Source organism: Chryseobacterium sp. GP-SGM7 (genome assembly GCF_049166575.1).
Classification (GTDB): Bacteria; Bacteroidota; Bacteroidia; order Flavobacteriales; family Weeksellaceae; genus Chryseobacterium.
This window is the reverse complement of sequence record NZ_JBMHFF010000007.1, coordinates 1-19,982: the sequence shown is the minus strand read 5'-3', so window position 1 is coordinate 19,982 and position 19,982 is coordinate 1. Positions and strand designations below refer to the sequence as shown.

Below are 19,982 nucleotides of genomic sequence, written 5' to 3'. Positions count from 1 at the left end.
ACGAATTGCAAAACTTCCAACACTCAGCTTCCATCTTCAAACAATAAAAGAAATGGATTTAATTACATTTAAATTAATACTTGTACTTGCACTTTTCCTGCTTTCATTAACGATAGCAGCCTACTCTACCTGGGCAGAAAGAAAAGTTGCAGCCATTATGCAGGACAGAATCGGACCAAACAGATCAGGACCTTTCGGTTTGTTGCAGCCACTTGCAGATGGTGGTAAATTTTTCTTTAAAGAAGACTTTACTCCTGCCAATGCAGAAAAGTTTCTTTTCATATTGGGACCTGCGTTGGTGATGTTTATTTCATTAATTACGGGAGCGGTTATTCCTTGGGGGAAAACGTTGAACTTAGGTGGAATTTCTTATGATTTACAGGTTGCCAACATCGATGTTGGTGTACTTTTCATCATCGGAATGGCTTCTATCGGAGTGTACGGAATTATGATCGGAGGTTGGGCTTCTAATAACAAGTATTCATTATTAGGCGCAATCCGTGCTTCGTCGCAGATGATTTCTTACGAATTGGCGATGGGTCTTGCATTACTTTCTATCATTATGATGACAGGAAGTTTAGATTTAAAAGTAATTACAGAAAACCAGACGGAAGGAAAACTTTGGGGAATTATCCCAATCGGTTCCGGAATGAACTGGAATATTTTCTACCAGCCTTTAGCATTTTTAATATTCTTTGTAGCTGCTTTGGCAGAAACAAACCGTCATCCTTTTGATTTACCTGAATGTGAATCTGAATTGGTAACTGGTTATACAACCGAATATTCATCAATGAAATTAGGTTTATACATGTTCGGTGAATACGTAAATATGTTTATTTCTAATGCGTTCATGGTAGTTCTTTTCTTCGGAGGTTATAACTACCCCGGAATTGAATGGGTAACTGATAACTGGGGAGAAAACACGGCAGGAATTTTAAGTATCGTAGCATTTTTAACTAAAACAGTAATCGGAATTTTGATTTTTATGTGGATCAGATGGACGCTTCCAAGATTTAGATACGACCAATTGATGCATTTAGGATGGAAAACATTAATTCCATTGGCACTGGTCAACTTAATGATTACAGGAGCAGTGATTCTTGCTTTCGGTAATTAATTTGAAAATGAAATAATTTGAGAATTTGAAATTGGATTGACTCCGCTTCAATATTCTACAAAAAATATAAATTTGAAAATGAGCTGATGAGAAAGCAGCGTTGGAATAACTTCCATCATCGAGCTTCCATCTTCTAACATTTAAACAATAAAAAATGAAATTAACCAACAGATCAAAAGTTGTTTCAAATAAAGAAATGACCTTTTCTGAGAAAATCTATTTACCGGCGATTTTCAAAGGGATGGGGATTACTTTTAAGCATGCTGTGAGAACCGTTGTAAAACGTGCTCCCAATGTTTATTCTTATCCGGAAGTACAAAAACCGAGAGCAGATATCTGGAGAGGACAACATGTTTTGAAAAGAGATGAAGAAGGCAGAGAAAGATGTACAGCTTGTGGATTGTGTGCAGTAGCATGCCCTGCAGAAGCAATTACAATGACTGCTTCTGAAAGAACCAGAGAAGAAAAAGATCTTTACAGAGAAGAAAAATATGCATCAGTATATGAAATCAATATGTTGAGATGTATTTTCTGCGGAATGTGCGAAGAGGCTTGTCCGAAATCTGCAATTTATCTTACAGACAGATTGGTGGATGTAGAAACCAACAGAGGTTCTTTCATTTACGGTAAAGATAAATTAGTTGAAAAAATAAATGAAAGGATTGATATCACAGAAAGACAATCCGAGAAACAAAAAAATGCGGTAAAATAATGGATCAGTTTTTATTTTTCTTGGTGGCGTTTTTAGCAGTGGCAAGTGCGGTTTACTTCGTATTTGCAAAAAATCCTTTATATGCTGTTTTGTCATTAATTGTTACAATGTTTTCAATTGCGGGAATGTACGTTCTTCTGAATGCACAGTTTCTTGCCATTATCCAGATTATTGTTTACGCAGGTGCTATCATGGTACTTTTCCTTTATATTTTAATGATGCTTAATCTTAATAAGGAAGACGAAAGTAAGAAGAACAATACTTTAAAGTTTGTTGGAGTTTTTACTGCAGGTCTTCTTTTGATTGGAGTTTTAGGTGTTTTCAGAGGAGTACAGGATAATCATGTAGTCATTGAAAACGTAGACAGAGGTGTAGGTCTTACAAAGAATCTGGGAAGACTTTTATTTAATGAATATGTTTTGCCGTTTGAGCTTGCTTCCATCCTGATTTTGGCAGGTATTGTAGGTGCGGTACTAATCGGTAAAAAAGATTTATAAAATTATGGGAGAAGTAAATACATTTATGCAAAGCATCCCTCTGGAATATTTCATCACTCTTTGTTCAGTATTATTCTGTCTTGGAGTTTGTGGGGTATTGCTTAGAAAAAATGCGATTGTAATTTTAGGTTGTGTAGAGCTTATGCTAAATTCTGTAAACCTTTTATTAGCTGCATTTGCGGCATACAACGGGAACAGCGACGGACAGCTTTTGGTATTCTTCATCATGGTAGTTGCAGCAGCCGAAGTAGCGGTTGGTTTGGCAATTATTGCGATGTTATATAGAAACACCCGTTCTGTAGATGTAGGTATATTTAATAAATTAAAAGGATAAGAATGGAGAATTTAATATATGCAATAGTACTTTTACCACTTATAGGCTTTCTTATCAACGGACTTTTCGGAAAAAATCTTCCTAAGATGGTAGTCGGAAGTTTGGCAACAGCTGCAGTTTTTGCATCTTTTTGTATTGCGGTAAGTTTATTTTTAAATTTTGATTCAGAAAGTCCGGCGGTTGTCGTTAAGGCTTTTGAATGGTTCAGAGTAAACGGAATTCAGATTAACTTCGGTTTCCAGATAGACCAATTATCATTAATGATGGTCATGATCATCACAGGGATCGGATCTTTAATTCACCTGTACTCTATCGGATACATGAGCCACGACAAAGGTTTCTATAAGTTTTTTACTTATTTAAATCTTTTCATCTTCTCCATGTTACTTTTGGTAATGGGAAGCAACTATATGATTTTATTCATCGGTTGGGAAGGTGTAGGTCTTTGTTCTTATTTATTGATCGGATTCTGGTACACCAACGAAGAATACGGGAAAGCTGCAAGAAAGGCTTTCATTATGAACAGAATCGGTGACCTTGGTTTATTGATCGGTATTTTCATGATTGCGTCTCAGACCAACTCTCTAGATTATATTTCGGTAGCACAAAATGCTTCTAAATTTGAATTAGACGGAACAATCATCATCTTTATCACGGCGAGTTTATTCATCGGAGCTGTTGGTAAATCTGCACAGGTTCCTTTATATACATGGTTACCGGATGCGATGGCAGGTCCAACTCCTGTTTCAGCATTGATTCACGCGGCAACAATGGTTACTGCAGGTATTTATTTAGTGGTAAGATCTAATTTTTTATTCACTTTAGCTCCAACTGTTCAGGGCGGAATTTTATTAATAGGATTTTTAACGGCTGCTTTGGCTGGTTTCTACGCACTGCGTCAGAACGATATCAAAAAAGTATTGGCATATTCTACAGTTTCACAGCTTGGTTTTATGTTTATTGCTTTAGGTTTGGGAGCTTATTCTACCGCAATGTTCCACGTAATGACACACGCATTCTTCAAAGCATTGTTATTCTTGGGAGCAGGGTCTGTAATCCACGCAATGAGCAACGAACAGGATATGCGTTTTATGGGAGGTTTAAAAAAATACATTCCAGTTACTCACATCACTTTCTTAATAGGAACATTGGCAATCTCAGGATTCCCTTTATTATCAGGGATGATTTCAAAAGACGAAATTCTGGTTGCAGCATTTGCTAAAAACCCTATTTACTGGGTGATGCTATTCATTTTAGCAGCAACAACTGCAGCATATATGTTCAGACTGTATTATTTGACTTTCTACGGAGAGTTCAGAGGTACGGAAGAGCAGAAACACCATTTACACGAAAGCCCGATGAACATGACGTTACCATTGATCGTTTTGGCAATACTTTCAGTAGTTGGAGGATTTATTAATTTACCACACTTTATCGGTCACGGTCATTATGCTAAATTAATGGAATGGCTGAAACCAGTTTTGACACCGGAAAGCTTTAAGCAAATGGAAGCCACTCTTTCCGGAGTTGATTTTAATACGGAAATGATTCTTCTGGGAGCAACAGTTCTAATGTTCTTCTCAGTTTGGTTTATTGTTAAAAACATGTACGTCAACAAAAAGAAAATGGCGAAAGCTGAAGGAGATTATACCGGTTGGGAAAAACTTTCTGCCAAGAAATTATACGTAGACGAACTTTACAATGCTTTAATTGTAAAAACTTTTGAAGGACTTGGACGTGGTGGAAAAATGTTTGACAAAGGTGTTTTAGACCGTTTTGTAGACTACGTAGGTGAAGGTGCTGAAGACAGCGGTAAATCTATGAAGCGTATTCAGAACGGAAACGTTGAAAGTTATGTTTTAATCATGACTTTAGCTGTGGGAATTATATTGATTGTTAACTTTATATTACAATAATGTCTTATTTACTATTAACATTATTACTTTTACCTCTTGTAGGTTCGGGATTAGTTTTTGCGTGGAAAAATGCTTCCAGCAAATATTTGGCGCTGGGAATTGCTTTGATTCAGATGTTGCTTTCATTTTACATACTATCGGATTTCAATTTTGAACCGACCGTTGACAGTGTATTGCAATATGAGATCAATTATCCTTGGTCGCAGTTTATAAAAAGTAATCTCCACTTCGGAATCGACGGGATGAGTTTGCTTCTTTTATTGCTGACCAATATTCTTTCGCCGTTAATCATTTTATCATCATTTAACGAAAACGTAAGCTACAAAAACTCATTTTATGGATTGATTTTGCTGATGCAGTTTGGTCTTGTAGGAGTTTTCACCGCTTTAGACGGTTTGTTATTCTATATTTTCTGGGAAGTAACGCTGATTCCAATCTGGTTTATAGCAGCTCTTTGGGGACAGGAAAACAAAAGAATGGAATTCACCACAAAATTCTTCGTGTATACCTTCGTAGGATCTTTGTTTATGCTGGCTGGTTTAATCTATGTTTACACGCATTCCGCTTCCTTCGCTTTAACAGATTTGTATAATGCAGATTTAGGAGAAACACAGCAGATTGTTGTATTCTGGTTTATCTTCTTTGCTTTTGCAGTGAAACTTCCGGTTTTCCCTTTCCACACTTGGCAACCCGATACGTATACCTACTCTCCTACTCAGGGATCAATGCTTTTATCAGGAATTATGCTGAAAATGGCGATCTACGGAGTGATCAGATATTTATTACCAATCACACCAAGTGCTATTCTCGGAATTTCAGGACAAATTGTAATTATTTTGGCCATTATCGGAATTGTACACGGTGCTTTAATTGCTATTATTCAGACAGATATGAAGAGAATCATTGCATACTCATCTTTCTCACATGTTGGTTTGATGGTTGCAGGTATTTTTGCTTCAGCAGTACTTACTGTAAGAGGAACTTTAACGATTGAAGGAGCCGAAGGAGCTTTAGTTCAAACTTTTGCTCATGGTATCAACGTTGCCGGTTTGTTCTATTGTGCAGATATTTTATACAAGAGATTCAAAACAAGAGACATCAGACAAATGGGAGGTTTGGCAAAAGTAGCGCCCAAATTTGCGGTATTGTTCTTACTCATCATTTTAGGATCAATGGGAGTACCTTTGACGAATGGTTTCATCGGTGAGTTTATTTTGATTAAATCTATTTTTGATTTCAATGTATTGGCTTCAGTTATTGCAGGTTTAACGATCATTCTTTGTGCGGTTTATCTATTAAGATTCTACGGAAAAGCAATGTTTGGTGAAGGTAATGCATCAGTTTTAAGCACAGCCAAAGATTTATCAGCAGTTGAATTTTCGGTATTGGCAAGTATTGCCGTTTTTGTGGTTCTTTTGGGTATTTTCCCTCAACCGATTATTGATATGGTGGGAAGTTCATTGAAGTTTGTATATTCATCGATGATCAATTAAGATTCAAGAATTGAAAGATTAATAAATAATTTAAAAAATAAGAGACTATGAAATTGAGAAACAGGTATTTCAACCTCAAATCTCAAATCTCGAATCTCGAATCTATAGTATGAGTGTTTTAATTATTGTTTTCCTGACGGCAGTTGCTGCATTATTCACGGGAGTTTTTGAAAAAGGAAAATTCGCAAGATACATTGGGATTTTCGGGTTAATCGTTGCATTGTATGTAAGCTTTTTACCTGAAGCATCTTTCTTCGAAAAATACAGATTAATGTATGAATACGGAGCAAATACCGCTTTATTTACAAAAATATCGATTGTAATAACTTTGCTTCTATTCTTTCTGGGAGGTTTTGCCTTCAGCAACCACAGAAATCACCAGTCAGAATTATATGCATTGATGCTTTTCGCATTGTGTGGTGGTTTTGTATTGTTCGGATACCAGAATTTAGTGACTTTATTCTTAGGAGTTGAAATTTTGTCTATTCCGTTGTACGTAATGGCGGGTTCAAACAAAACAGATTTAAGATCAAACGAAGCTTCATTAAAATATTTCCTGATGGGAGCCTTTGCAACGGGTTTCTTATTACTAGGAATTGCATTCATCTACGGAAGCACAGGAACATTTGATTTATACAGAATTCACGATTTCAGCACCGTAAATCCTACCAACGGAATGTTTATTCTTGGAGTGGTTTTAATGCTTTGTGCGATGTCATTTAAAGTAGCTTTGGCACCTTTCCACATGTGGAGTCCGGACGTTTATCAAGGTTCACCTTCATTGATTACGGCTTTCATGGCGAGTGTTGTGAAAATCTCAGGATTTTATGCATTATTCAGATTAATGACGATAGGATTCTCTGGAGTTACTCACGAATGGATCAATATTTTAGGCGTATTTTTAATCATCACTCTATTGTTAGCAAACGCAATGGGACTTGCTCAGACGAATGCTAAAAGAATGTTGGCATATTCATCAGTTTCGCACGCAGGATATATAGGGTTGGTATTCTTCGGAATGAACGCACTTTCAACATACACATTGGCATTTTACTTATTTGCTTATTCGCTGTCGACAGTGGGAGTTTTTATGTGCTTAATCTGGGTTGAAAAACTAAAAAGAGAAACTTCTTACGGAGCTTTCAAAGGTTTAGCCAAATCAGAACCATTATTGGCTGTCGTTGCAACCATCTCTCTGTTATCAATGGCAGGAATTCCTTTAACGGCTGGCTTTATGGGTAAATTCTCATTATTTGCTCAGGCTTTAACGAAAGATAATAATGCATTTCTTGTTATTGTAGCAGTTTTAGGTTCGGCAGTATCAATTGCTTATTATTTAAGATTGATCATTGCGATGTTCTTCTTCAAAGAAACCACCTTTAAAACATCAGAAAGAGTAACGGTTACGTACAATATTGTTGCCGTATTTATCATTCTTTCACTTGTTGCACTGGGAGTTTTCCCAGATTTGTTTGCAAAGCAATTCGGACTGTAATTTTTACATCGTTTATTAAAATACAAAACCTTTCAAGATAATCCTGAAAGGTTTTTTTATTGGAACACTATTCTCTAGCAAGCAATTTTTTGTTATTTAACACATTATTGTGATGGTGTATTGCTTCGTCTCTGTCGTTCCATCTTCAAAATAAATTGACGTTTAAAGATGTCAATAGTAATAGCTTTATTTTAACGGTTTGTCTGTTATTGACTTCGTCGAATCTTCGATTTCTGCAGGAAACCTAACGAAGTGGTTCGATAATGTCCATCTCAACAAAAATAAAGCGGTCTAGATTTCTGCGAAATGACAAAATGAATGCTCATTTTAGTTTTATAATTAAAAACGGATATTCATTAATTTGAATTTTTTTACACCAATTGTAATATTTTAGAAATAAAAATTAAGCGTTTTTAATACAAAAAAGATAATCGTAAAGAAATTATACGACAGGTTTTGTCGTCATACGCTATTATATTTGTGGTATTGATACAGAAATATCTTTATTAATTCTTATTCATCAGAAAATATAATCAGTTAAAATAAGTTAAATTCGTGCAAATTTTAATAACCAAATTATGAAAAAACTCTACATGAGTGCATTTCTGATAAGCACTGCAGCAGGATTTCATGCTCAGAATGTGGTTTGGCAGAAAGACATTAAATCTTCTACTCAGGATTTTCTTTCGCAAGTCACTACAACCATCGACCAGCAATACCTGATTACGGGAAGCAGCATACAGGCAGGAAGCGGGAAGCTGGGTGCCGGAAGTTCAACTGCAAAATCACAACAAAATAACGGCTACGATTTTCATCTCGTCAAACTCAACCAACAGGGTGAGGAAGTCTGGGAAAAATATTTCTCGGGACAGAACCATGATTTTCTATCTGCAACGGTGGCTACGCAGGAAGGTGGCTTTTTATTGGCAGGAACTTCTTATTCAGGGAAAGGCTTAGACAAGAAAGAAGAATCTAAAGGCGGATCTGATATCTGGCTGATCAGAATCAATGAATTTGGGGATGAACTCTGGCAGAAAACTTTGGGAACATCACAGGATGAAGAAGCCAGATCTGTGATTCAGACAACCAATTTAGGTTTCATAGTGGCAGGAAATGTTCAGAATTCTCCTAACGGTTTTGGATCTAAAGATGTCACAGTGACCACATTGGATAAAAACGGGAAAGTACTTTCAGAATTAATTTTAGGCGGAAAAGGACTGGATGAAGTGGAAAAGATCATTCCAACTCCGGACGGAGGAGCGTTACTTGGAATGTATTCGAGAAGTTCCGAATATGTTGGAAGCAGGAAGATGGAAGCAGGAAGTTCGACCATCAACTATCAACCAAAAACCACCAATAATTTCGGCGAGGGTGATTTTTGGATTGTTAAACTTAACAAAGACGGAAAAGTAGAATGGGAGAAGAATTTCGGAGGAAAAGGTGACGATCATTTAAGAACGATGGCTTTTACTTCATCGGGATATATCATTGGTGGCGAATCGAGATCTGAACGATCGGGAAACAAAACGGTTGGAATTGAAGAAGGAACGGATGTTTGGTTGATTTCTTTAAATGCAAGAGGCGAAGAGCAATGGCAGAAATCTTATAATTTCAAAAACCGTGATATTCTGATGGGCATGAATGTGATTAATGGGAGACCATCAACCAACAACCAACAACCATCAACCAAAGGCATTTTGCTGGGCGGTTACACTCAGGCAGAAGGAAGAATAGAAGCAGATGACGAGACATTCTGGATGCTGTACGTTGATGATAATGGGAATGAACAGTGGAGAAAACACGTAAAAGGAGAATCGAGAAAGAAAGAGGAAAGGCTTTCTGATCTGAAGATGAATAAAGACGGTTCGATTGTTTTGGCAGGAACGAGTGCGGAGGAATTAGGCAAAGAGAACTGGAAAATTGTGAAGCTGGGAGACAGCCAGATTGACCAACTGATCGAGAAGCAGGATATTAAGATTTATCCTAATCCTGTATCAGATTATTGTTATGTAGAAGTTGGGTTTGATTTTAAAGAAGCTGATATTATTCTTTATGATATGGGTGGAAGACAACTTCAGAGTCTGAAAACGAAGAATAAAGTGACTAAAATTAATACGCAGAATCTGATTCAGGGAGCGTATCTGATTGTAGTGAAAACTGATACTGAGAAAACTGCGAATGCGAAAATTATTAAAAAATAAAAACACATGAGAAAATATAAATTACTATTATTGGTTATCTGCTTTATTGGCAATTATTACCAGACGCAAACAGGAAGCCCAAGTCTTGGTCCAATGAGTAATACGATAGATAATATCAAGCAACTATTTCCGGCGGCACCAACAGTTAATAGTCTTATGAAGTTTGAAGAAATTCCTGTTAGCAATTACACAGGAATTCCCGATATTAAAATTCCGATTACTAGTATCTCTACTTCAAATTCTCAGATTACAATGAATATATCTTTGAATTATCATCCTCTTAATGCGAAACCGGATGATAAATCTAGTGAAGTAGGTTTAGGCTGGAGTTTATTTGCGGGTGGCAGCATTACAAGAACCGTCAGGGGAACACCAGATGATCAGGCTGTTTTAGCAGCTATGGGAGGTATACCGTCTATTGGAATTTATTTTGATGAGTTTACTTCCAACTATTCAACAAAAAACTATACCCGAAAATATTTAGATGCAATATCAGGGATAGGCATAAATAATGCTGATCTTGATAATTATAGAAAGTTATTTTATGAAGCAGGTTTTCTAAACAAGTTTGATACAGAGTATGACCTTTATCAATATAACTTTATGGGTTATACAGGTAGATTTATTATTAAAAAGAATTCTAGTAATGAATTATATGTTGATAAATTAGATAAAAATAATCTGGACATCTCTATAAACTCTTATAGTCCAACCAACAATTTTGAAGCTACAGGGTTTATTATTAAAGATGAAAATGGAAATAAGTTTTTATTTGATGTATTAGAAAAATCTAACAGGTCAGGATTTACTAACAAACAGAGTTTTGGTGGCGATATCAGTACAAATATTCTTAATTATGGATTTACAACTTCTGCTTTTCATCTTAGCAAAATATCTGATGCTTCAAATGCTGATCTGGTAGAGTTTGATTATTATCCTTCACAACAAATATTTTATACTGATAATTCGGAGATCAACAGAAGCAAAGAGTTTCCTGATGATGATTCTACATTACTGCCCTATCCTGTAAGAATACAATTTGATAAGGAAATCCCAAGTACGAAAGAAACAAACATTATATCAACAGTTGCATCAGTAAGAAATTTGCAAAATATCAGAATACCCAATAAAGGAACCATTAATTTTGCCTACATACAGGGTAGATCAGATACCAATTATACTCATCCGCAACAGCTGTCAAAATTAGATAAGATAAAACTTGTAGATATTTCCGGAAAAACCCTTGAAACTTATGAGCTTTCATATAATTCTTTTGATTTCTTATTATTTGGAGGTGGACTTAATAACAGCAGATTGGCTTTGTCTAAAATAACTAAGTACAAATCTAATTCAATAAAAGATTTTGATTATATTTTTAAATATACTGAAAATACAGACAATGCTATATTAGCAAAAGACCATTGGGGATGGTTTAATTGTCCTCGTCCTTATGCGAGTTCTTTGCTTGCAAAAGATACATCTCCAAATTGTATTAAAATCAATATTTTAGAAAGCATTAGGCTTCCGAGCGGAGGAGTAAGATTGTTTGATTTTGGTACTAATACATATTCTTTCGATCATACCGGATCATTATTAAATGATTTTGATGAAAATGTTGAGAACTGGACATACACTGCTACTTCAAACGTTAATTTACAAAGTACATTTCCTGTAAATGCATATCATAATTTAGGATCAGATTCACAAAACAGAACATTAGTGGTAGAAAAAGCTGAAATTTTAAATAATGACGGAGCAATAGGATTTTTGTATTTAGAAAAATTGGGAGCTAATAATCAGATTATTCAAAGTAGCAGTTTAGACAATGTATACAATAAAGAATTTATATTGGATGCAGGATATTCTTATCGGTTTAAATTTATATGGACGAACATGAATGATCAGGGTACAGCCAACATTGATTTTGCTTATAAATCAAAAAATCCTGTACAAAAACAATGGTTAAATGGAGGAGGTATAAGAATTAACAGCATCAGCTATTTTGACAAGCCAACCGATGTTTTACCAGCGAGAAAAACCAACTTTTCTTATAGTGATCCAAATAATACCGGAAAAAGTAGTGGTGCTTTGGTTTTTCCTAAACCCATACATCATTATGATTATAATTATTACAACGATTTTGTTTATGTCTGCGGTGCTAATAACAATTTATGTAAATATCATTATAACAATAATTTTACGATCTATTCATCCGAAAATTTCATCCCAGTTCAAAAAACACAGGGTGCAGATGTAGGCTATCAAAACGTTAGAGTTTCAGAAACGGATAAAGGTTTTGTGCAGTATACTTACAAATCTCCTATTGATGAACCTAATCCGGACCATGTTACAGGAGCTCCATTTGTTCCGGTAGCTAATTACGATTATAAAAGAGGATTATTAATGATGGAACAAAAAAGAGATAATAGCAGCAATTTAATATATACAAAAAGTAACCAATACTCTATTTATGATATAGATAAGCTTACAGGTATCAGTTTAAGAAGCAAAAACTCTCCTTCGACCGAATATTTATATGCAAGCACATTTCCGACGTATCAGGCTTATGTAAGTACATGTATTTACAATAATAATCCTAATGTGTTAAATAGCGCCTATTGCGGTAACACTGATCCGATTACTATGATTTCAATTACTAATAATACTGAAATTGTAGGGAAAACTAATTTGAACTACTCCGAAACTATGCAATATCTTAACGGGAAGACTTTAAAAACCGTTGAAGATATCACTTTCAATACGAGAGATTACCCTACCAAGCAGGTGACCCTTCATTCTGATTCTAAAGTTACAGAGAGCAATTACCAGTACGCCCACGAAAAAGGAAATACAAAGCTCATCAATGCAAACATGATCGGTATTCCTCTGGAAACTTCTGTGGTGGAAAAAGAAAACGCTTTGGCTACTGAAACGCTCATCTCTAAAACAGAGACCAGATATGAAGATGCATCGCATCTGTTTCCGACTTCGGTATCATCTTATAATCTTCAAAACGGGAATGCCTCTACACAAGTAACATTTAATCAGTATGACAGTAAAGGCAATCTTCTTCAGTACACCGCCAAAGACGGAATTCCCACTTCAATTATCTGGGGATACAACGCAACACAGCCGATTGCTAAGATTGAAGGGGCGGTCTATAATAATATTAAAAATAATTCTTTAATTACGGCAATCATCAATGCATCCAATTCAGACGCTGCCAATCCTGCTACAGAAAGCAGTTTGATCACAGCGCTGGATAACCTTCGAAATGATGTCAGTTTTAAAGATTTTCAGATGGCAACCTACACTTACGATCCATTAATCGGCGTAACAAGCATCACGCCACCATCCGGAATCAGAGAGATTTATAAATATGATTCTGCCAACAGGCTTGAGAAAATAGTTGATGAAGAAGGGAAGATTTTAAAAGAATTCAAATACAACTACAAACCATAAAAACAGATGAAAAAAATATTAATCCCGGTTGGAGCACTATTTCTTGCAGGCTTTTCGCAGGCTCAGCTGACCAATACCGAAAATTATGTTTATACCAAAACCTACCTCGATTATAACGGAACTACTCCAACTAAAACAGCAGAAACCGTTCAGTATTTCGATGGATTAGGAAGACCGAAACAAATAGTGAATATAAAAGCATCTCCACTGGGAAAAGATGTGGTCACTCATATAGAATATGATGGTTTTGGAAGACAGGTGAAAGACTTTCTTCCTGTTCCTCAATCTTCAACTCAGAATGGAGCTATAGTTTCGAATCCGCTTTCGAATGCCACACAAAACTCAATCTACGGTTCAGAAAAGATTTATTCAGAAAAGATTTTAGAAAATTCTCCTTTAGACAGAATTCAACAGCAGATCCAGGTTGGTAACGATTGGAGCAATAAACCTGTGAAATTTGATTATGATGCCAATATTGCAGGAGAAGTTATCAAATTTACTACAACTACTGTTTGGGAGAACAACGCAACGAAATCCACAGTAAACAGTACCGGAACTTACGCCTCGTCTCAACTTTACAAAAATACGGTGACCGACGAGGACGGCAACAAAACCATTGAATTTAAAAACGGACAGGGGCAGACATTACTCGTAAGAAAAATGCTTGATGCCACTACAAAAGTTGATACCTATTATGTTTATAACGAATACAATCAATTGGCATTTGTTATTCCGCCTTTGGCTTCGATTGCGACACTTGATGAAACAACCCTTAATAATCTTTGCTACCAATACCGTTACGACGGCGAAAACCGCTTGGTAGAAAAGAAGCTACCCGGAAAAGGCTGGGAATATATGGTGTATGATAAAGCAGATCGTTTGATATTCACTCAGGACGCAGTAATGCAACCCACTGGTAAATGGCTTTTCACAAAATATGACAGGTTCGGGAGGATAATTTATACAGGAATTGTATCGGGCAGTGACAGAGCAGGGATGCAGAATATGATAGGAAATCTGGTAATTACAGAAAACAGAGATACAGGAGGCTTTGCAAAGAACGGAATGCAGATTTATTATTCTAACGGAATGTTTCCTTATCTTGAAACGGTACTGTCAGTTAATTATTACGACACTTATCCTTCTTACAGCTTCAATCCTGCTTTTCCTTCTACGATTTACGGAAAAACGATTTTGACGGATAATGCTGCCACATTGGGGAAAAGCACAAAAAGTCTTCCCGTAATGACTCTGGTAAAAAATATTGAAAATGATAACTGGACGAAAAGCTACTCTTACTACGATACCAAAGGAAGACCTGTCGGAAGTTACGCGATCAATCATTTGGAAGGGTACACCAAAACAGAATCTGAGCTTGATTTTTCGGGAACGGTACTGCAGACCAAAACTTATCACAAAAGACTGTCAGCCGACACCGAAAAAGTAATCACCGAGACTTTCTCTTACGATCATCAGAATCGGTTGCTGACCCATAAACATAAAGTAGATAACAATACGGAAGAGATTTTAGCCCAAAACGAATACAATGAATTGTCTCAGCTTAAAACCAAGAAAGTAGGCGGAACGAATATCGCAACACCTTTACAAACCATTGATTACAGCTACAACATCCGAGGATGGATGACAAAAATTAATGATCCTGCAAATCTTGGAAGTGATCTTTTCGGGTATGAAATGAAATACCAAAACCCTGTCAATACTTCGCTTTCTCCTGCAAAATACAACGGCAACATTGCTGAGATCGACTGGAAAACTGTCAACGATGGGGTAATAAGAAGATATGGATATCAATATGATTCACTCAACAGATTGTTAAAAGGAATTTATCAGGAACCCCAATCTTCCGTTCCGCAGAATAATTTCTACAATGAGGAATTATCTTATGACCTGAACGGAAATATTACCTCTCTCCAAAGGAAAAGCAAGGCTGCATCGGGCTTGGCAGAGCAGATCGATAATCTTGCTTATTCATACACAGGAAATAGACTCAATACCGTTACAGACACCTCGTCTAATTACCTTGGCTATCCCGATATCTCGGGAAATACGATCGCATATGACGACAACGGAAACATGAAAGACCAGAAAGATAAAGGAATCTTGCAGATTGATTATAATTTTCTGAATCTTCCCAACTATACCAAGTTTGACCAGCTGTATTTCACAAGAGGCCGCTGGCTCAATAATAACATTACTTACTTATACAGAGCTGATGGTACCAAATTAAAGAAAATATATAAATACAGTGAAGTATCTGTTTTTAAACAAAAAACAACAGAATATCTGGATGGTTTTCAATATGAGATAATCTCTACCTCGGCTGACCCGCTGATCAAGTTTGTTCCTACATCAGAAGGTTATTTCAATTTCGAAAATAATAAGTATATTTACAATTATGCAGATCATTTAGGAAATATGAGATTAAGTTATTTTCATAATGGAAGCAGCGTAGAAGTTCTTGAAGAAAATAACTATTACCCTTTTGGTTTAAAGCATGAAGGATATAATGCTTTGGCAGGAAACCCAAGTTACCAATACAAGTACAACGGGAAGGAACTTCAAGAGACGGGGATGTATGATTATGGAGCTAGGTTTTATATGCCGGATATTGGAAGATGGGGGGTTGTAGATCCATTGGCGGAGAAAACAAGAAGGTGGACACCGTATGTTTATGCAGCAGATAATCCAATAAGATTTATTGATCCTGATGGAAGAACCTGGGGAGATCCGAAAGATCAAGAAAAATTAACAAAAAATGTTAATAGCAGAGTTGAAAAGCTAACTAAAAGTAATGCTGAGATTCAAACTAAAATTGATAAAGGAGGATTAAATGAAAAAAAACTCGCCAAACTTAATGCTCAAATGGCTGATAACACATCAATGTTAGGTAAAATGGAACAATCTCTTAAGGACATCAAAACAATTGCAGATGCCAAAGAAGTATTTTATTTGACTAAACCTAGCGAATCTGATGGTACACATGGTGTTGTTAAGACAACTGGCAAAGATGGTAAAGAAAGAATAAACATAGAAGGAACTGACACTTCATTACATTTACACGAAATACGCCATGTTGGTCAGAGTTACGAAGCTGGAGGAATGAAATTTAATAATAAAGGGCGGTTGAAAATAAGTGCAACAAGCTTTAGTGACGGAAGAGAAAAAGAAGTCGAAGCATATAAAGTAGGATATTCTTATGATACAGGTAGCTATCCTGTTCCTGTAAATTCTGTAAATGATATTAATGAGAAAAATTTAATGGATATTAAAACGAGTGATGGAACTCAGGTCTATAAATCGTTAGATGTTAAAGATAAATAAATGAAAAAATATTTAATAATATTGATACTGCAATTTTTTGTATGGAACTTTGGAAGCTGTCAATCCTTTAGTGATTATTCAGGAATTTATGTAATAAAAGGTTCTGGACAAAAGTTGGAATTGGACTCTAGGGGTTTATATGTATTATATAACCCAGAATCTTTTGGTCATCTCGCTACTGATTTTTGTGATTACTCTTCTAAAGGGCGATGGACTAAAATAAGCTCTGATGTTATAGATTTGGTTAGTGAAAATTATTATTTGAAGCAAGAAGGCTTTAAATATGATTTAAAACAAGAGGTTAAACTCTCACAGGATAGTGTTTACATTAATATAATATTACCAAAAGAGTTTGAAGATATTGCAACTCCTGACTTTAGCCTCTTATTTAATTATAATACATCTAAAAAAATTGAGACTGTAAATAGAGAAATAAAATTATCAAAAAAAGATTATTCATTACTAGGAGTTAAAAATCAAGTGTCTTTAAATATAAAATTTACCGCAAAAGGGGAGCGTTTTTTTAATAACAGATTAAATTATAATATTCTACAAGACTACCCTTTAGATATAGATAAATACAACTATTTTACAATTAATCTTCCTTATTTTGACCAATGTTTTTATGAATTTGAACCTTATTATCATAGTAACGTTTTTATAAAAGATAGAAAGACCTTAATCTGGAAAGGAGAAGAATGGGTTAAACAATAGACTTCACTACCCGCTGCGCAAAGTCTGTGACTTTGAGCAGATAAATAAAGAAACTCATCGCAATTGCGATGGGTTTTTGTGTTTTTATATACCTTGCAAAACGTTTGCAAGATTGTCTTTTAATCATTTTCTACTGATGGCAATATCAATGATATTGAAGATGGATTTTTTTTCTGTTTCGTCGAGTTCTTCTAAAAGCCATACTTTATCAATTACATTTCTATCATAAGAATTAATATCCAAAATCTGTTCTTCCTCGCTCCCGCACTATTTTATTGTGTGGCAGATAGAAATAAACCTACCGCATTGCGGTGGGTTTTATTTACATTATCGATTGCAGTTTAGTTTGCTTTAAAAAAAGACGTGTTGTTGTAAGTCTCCCAAAAAACACAACAACAAGCGATAATCTCAGAAGATATGGCTATGTTTATGACGGTCTCAACCGTTTGAAAGCAGGGTTTTATCAACGTGATGACAATCCTACGGCAAAAGAATATTTCGAGAAAATAGATTATGATCTTAACGGAAATATTACAAACTTAAAAAGGTCAGCATCTAAAGACGGAAATGCTTTTGCTACAGCTATTGACAATCTTGATTATGTATATGAAAATAATAATCAAAGCAACAGATTAAGCACCGTTACCGATACTTCCCAAAACTACAAAGGATATCCCGATACATCAGGAAATGCGATAACGTATGATCTTAACGGAAATATGAAGAGCCATAAGGATAAAAATATTCTGGAAATACGTTACAATTATCTGAATTTACCTAATTATATAAAATCAGATCAATTTGTGGCTACGGGAGGAAGACAGGCAGAGATTTATCTCAGCACCACCAATACTTACCGAGCAGACGGTATCAAGCTCAAAAAAATATACACCTATAAAGACTGGATTGTAACGAACTTCATTGCTAAGACGGAAACCGATTATCTGGATGGTTTTCAGTACGAAAAAAGTATTACTTTTTCTTATTCCGGAAATCCGGAACTCAAGTTTGTTCCTACATCAGAAGGTTATTTCAATTTCGAAAATAATAAGTATATTTACAATTATACAGACCATTTGGGAAATGTGAGATTAAGTTATTTTCATAATGGAAGCAGCGTAGAAGTTCTTGAAGAAAATAACTATTACCCGTTTGGTTTAAAGCATGAAGGATATAATCCTACTGCTGGAAACCCGAGTTACAAATACAAGTACAACGGGAAGGAACTGCAAGAGACCGGAATGTATGATTATGGTGCGAGATTCTATATGCCGGATATTGGAAGATGGGGTGTTGTTGACCCACTGGCGGAGAAGTATCCAAGTTGGAGTCCATATAATTATACGCTTGATAATCCTATAAGGTATATTGATCCTGATGGACGTGGAGTAAATGATTTCGTGCAAAGAAAAGACGGTTCTATTTATTGGGACAAAAACGCAAACTCACAAGCCACGACTAAGGCTGGTTCTGGAGATACTTGGTTAGGGAAACAATTAACATTCAAATTCAATAGTTACATTGATGCAAAAAGATGGGATGGTCCTAATAGTAAAGCACCCGGAGATAAACTTACAAGTACAATTACTTTAACCGCTAGAGAAAATAGTGCCGGAGAATTAACGAGCTTAGTTGGAAAAGCTTCTCACGAAGTGGGTTCTACGCCAATTGGAACTGCGCGAGATTATTATCCTGGTAAAGGAGGAAGCAATAATGTATTTGATTTAACAAATACTTCCACTGGAATGAATGTTAATTATGAACAACACGCAAGCGTTTCTTGGCAAGAAGAAGCAGGGATGAATTTGATGGGCTTTAAAATTGTAGACGTTGCTCAAAAATTAGATATCAATTATAACAATAGTAATGGCAATCTTTCTGTAGAAGCCTCAACAAATATATTCCCTTCGGCTAATTTAACGGTTTCTGGTAGCGGAAATACTTCTACACTAATGCAGTATAACCAGCCTTCATTCCCAGGAACACACACGGCGCCTAATTCAAAAACAGAAAGAAATTATGGAAGAGGCGGTATATCTGCCCCTAGAAAAGATTTTTCATATTATCCTTCGCGTTTTTATAAAAGAAATTAATATGATAAAGCCTACTTTTTCAAATATTCTGCTGTATATATTCATAAAATATTTATTGTTCTATATTTTTATGATGTTTAAAAATGACAATTATTACCTTGTGAATCCCGGGATTAGAGATAGTGCTGATTTATTTTATTATTTATGGCTATTCTTGTCGTTTCCAGTCTTAGCAATTGTTTTATTTTCTACACCAATTTATTTTTCATTTAGATTAAAAAGGTTAATGTATTTTGCACTTATTAATAGTTTGATTTTAGTAATTGAATATTTATTATACACTTACTTAGCGTCTCAATTAGATTTATTGGGGGGTATTTATAATATTTTTATTAGTGTTATTTTATTTATTATATTTTTCTACAAAACATTGCGTTTGAAATTCACCTAATTATAAAAGGAATCCCGCTAAAAGCGGGATTTTCTATTTTACATCTTGTAGCACGTTTGAGAGTGCATCTTTCAATTTACGTTTACCAATAAAAGCATCGAGCATTGTGTAGATGGTTTGTTTTTCTTCGGGTGAAAGACTTTCCATTAAGGCTACTTTTTCCATCAGAGATTTATCTAAAGAATTAATTTCTTTGAGTTCATCGGTCGAAGCAA

13 protein-coding genes are annotated in these 19,982 nt (G+C 35.4%); 12 read left to right on the top strand and 1 reads right to left on the bottom strand.

From position 1 onward, the window contains the following. Positions 1 to 52 precede the first annotated feature (52 nt). From nuoH to ACOOWA_RS17725, 12 genes are all read left to right on the top strand, one after another. Positions 53 to 1,117, top strand: coding sequence for an NADH-quinone oxidoreductase subunit NuoH (gene nuoH, locus ACOOWA_RS17780; RefSeq protein ID WP_421377257.1), 1,065 nt, complete (start codon positions 53 to 55; stop codon positions 1,115 to 1,117). 154 nt (positions 1,118 to 1,271) lie between these two features. Beyond that, positions 1,272 to 1,829 carry a NuoI/complex I 23 kDa subunit family protein gene (locus ACOOWA_RS17775; protein WP_076452809.1) on the top strand — a complete coding sequence of 186 codons (558 nt, stop codon included), beginning with the start codon at positions 1,272 to 1,274 and terminating at the stop codon, positions 1,827 to 1,829. Further along, entirely contained in the window at positions 1,829 to 2,326 is a 498-nt protein-coding gene (locus ACOOWA_RS17770) for an NADH-quinone oxidoreductase subunit J (RefSeq protein WP_421377254.1), read from the top strand. The genes ACOOWA_RS17775 and ACOOWA_RS17770 overlap by 1 nt, the downstream gene beginning before the upstream one ends. A 4-nt stretch (positions 2,327 to 2,330) precedes the next feature. Beyond that, complete coding sequence (nuoK, locus tag ACOOWA_RS17765; protein ID WP_074231138.1) at positions 2,331 to 2,660, top strand: NADH-quinone oxidoreductase subunit NuoK; 330 nt, start codon at positions 2,331 to 2,333, stop codon at positions 2,658 to 2,660. A gap of 2 nt (positions 2,661 to 2,662) precedes the next feature. Continuing rightward, positions 2,663 to 4,576 carry an NADH-quinone oxidoreductase subunit L gene (gene nuoL, locus ACOOWA_RS17760; protein WP_421377252.1) on the top strand — a complete coding sequence of 638 codons (1,914 nt, stop codon included), beginning with the start codon at positions 2,663 to 2,665 and terminating at the stop codon, positions 4,574 to 4,576. Then, on the top strand, positions 4,576 to 6,069 hold the full coding sequence (locus tag ACOOWA_RS17755; protein ID WP_421377250.1) for a complex I subunit 4 family protein: 1,494 nt from the start codon (positions 4,576 to 4,578) through the stop codon (positions 6,067 to 6,069). Before nuoL ends, ACOOWA_RS17755 begins: the two co-directional genes overlap by 1 nt. Positions 6,070 to 6,178: 109 nt before the next feature. Next, positions 6,179 to 7,564, top strand: coding sequence for an NADH-quinone oxidoreductase subunit N (locus tag ACOOWA_RS17750; RefSeq protein ID WP_421377248.1), 1,386 nt, complete (start codon positions 6,179 to 6,181; stop codon positions 7,562 to 7,564). A 578-nt stretch (positions 7,565 to 8,142) separates the two neighbouring features. After that, the gene (locus ACOOWA_RS17745; RefSeq protein WP_421377246.1) at positions 8,143 to 9,765 is read left to right on the top strand and encodes a T9SS type A sorting domain-containing protein; all 1,623 of its coding nucleotides are present in this window, start codon (positions 8,143 to 8,145) and stop codon (positions 9,763 to 9,765) included. Positions 9,766 to 9,771: 6 nt separating this feature from the next. Continuing rightward, positions 9,772 to 13,227: a hypothetical protein gene (locus tag ACOOWA_RS17740; protein ID WP_421377245.1), complete on the top strand. Its 3,456-nt coding sequence runs from the start codon at positions 9,772 to 9,774 to the stop codon at positions 13,225 to 13,227. 6 nt (positions 13,228 to 13,233) lie between these two features. Next, the gene (locus ACOOWA_RS17735) at positions 13,234 to 16,569 is read left to right on the top strand and encodes a DUF6443 domain-containing protein (RefSeq protein ID WP_421377243.1); all 3,336 of its coding nucleotides are present in this window, start codon (positions 13,234 to 13,236) and stop codon (positions 16,567 to 16,569) included. Beyond that, positions 16,570 to 17,283, top strand: a complete 714-nt coding sequence (locus ACOOWA_RS17730) for a hypothetical protein (RefSeq protein WP_421377242.1) — start codon at positions 16,570 to 16,572, stop codon at positions 17,281 to 17,283. It begins immediately after the preceding gene. Between the two features lie 311 nt (positions 17,284 to 17,594). Next, positions 17,595 to 19,376, top strand: coding sequence for an RHS repeat-associated core domain-containing protein (locus tag ACOOWA_RS17725; protein WP_421377240.1), 1,782 nt, complete (start codon positions 17,595 to 17,597; stop codon positions 19,374 to 19,376). A gap of 424 nt (positions 19,377 to 19,800) precedes the next feature. Here the strand turns inward: ACOOWA_RS17725 and ACOOWA_RS17720 are convergent. Beyond that, positions 19,801 to 19,982, bottom strand: a 182-nt coding sequence (locus ACOOWA_RS17720) for a hypothetical protein (protein ID WP_421377238.1), incomplete at its 5' end; no start/stop codon positions are given.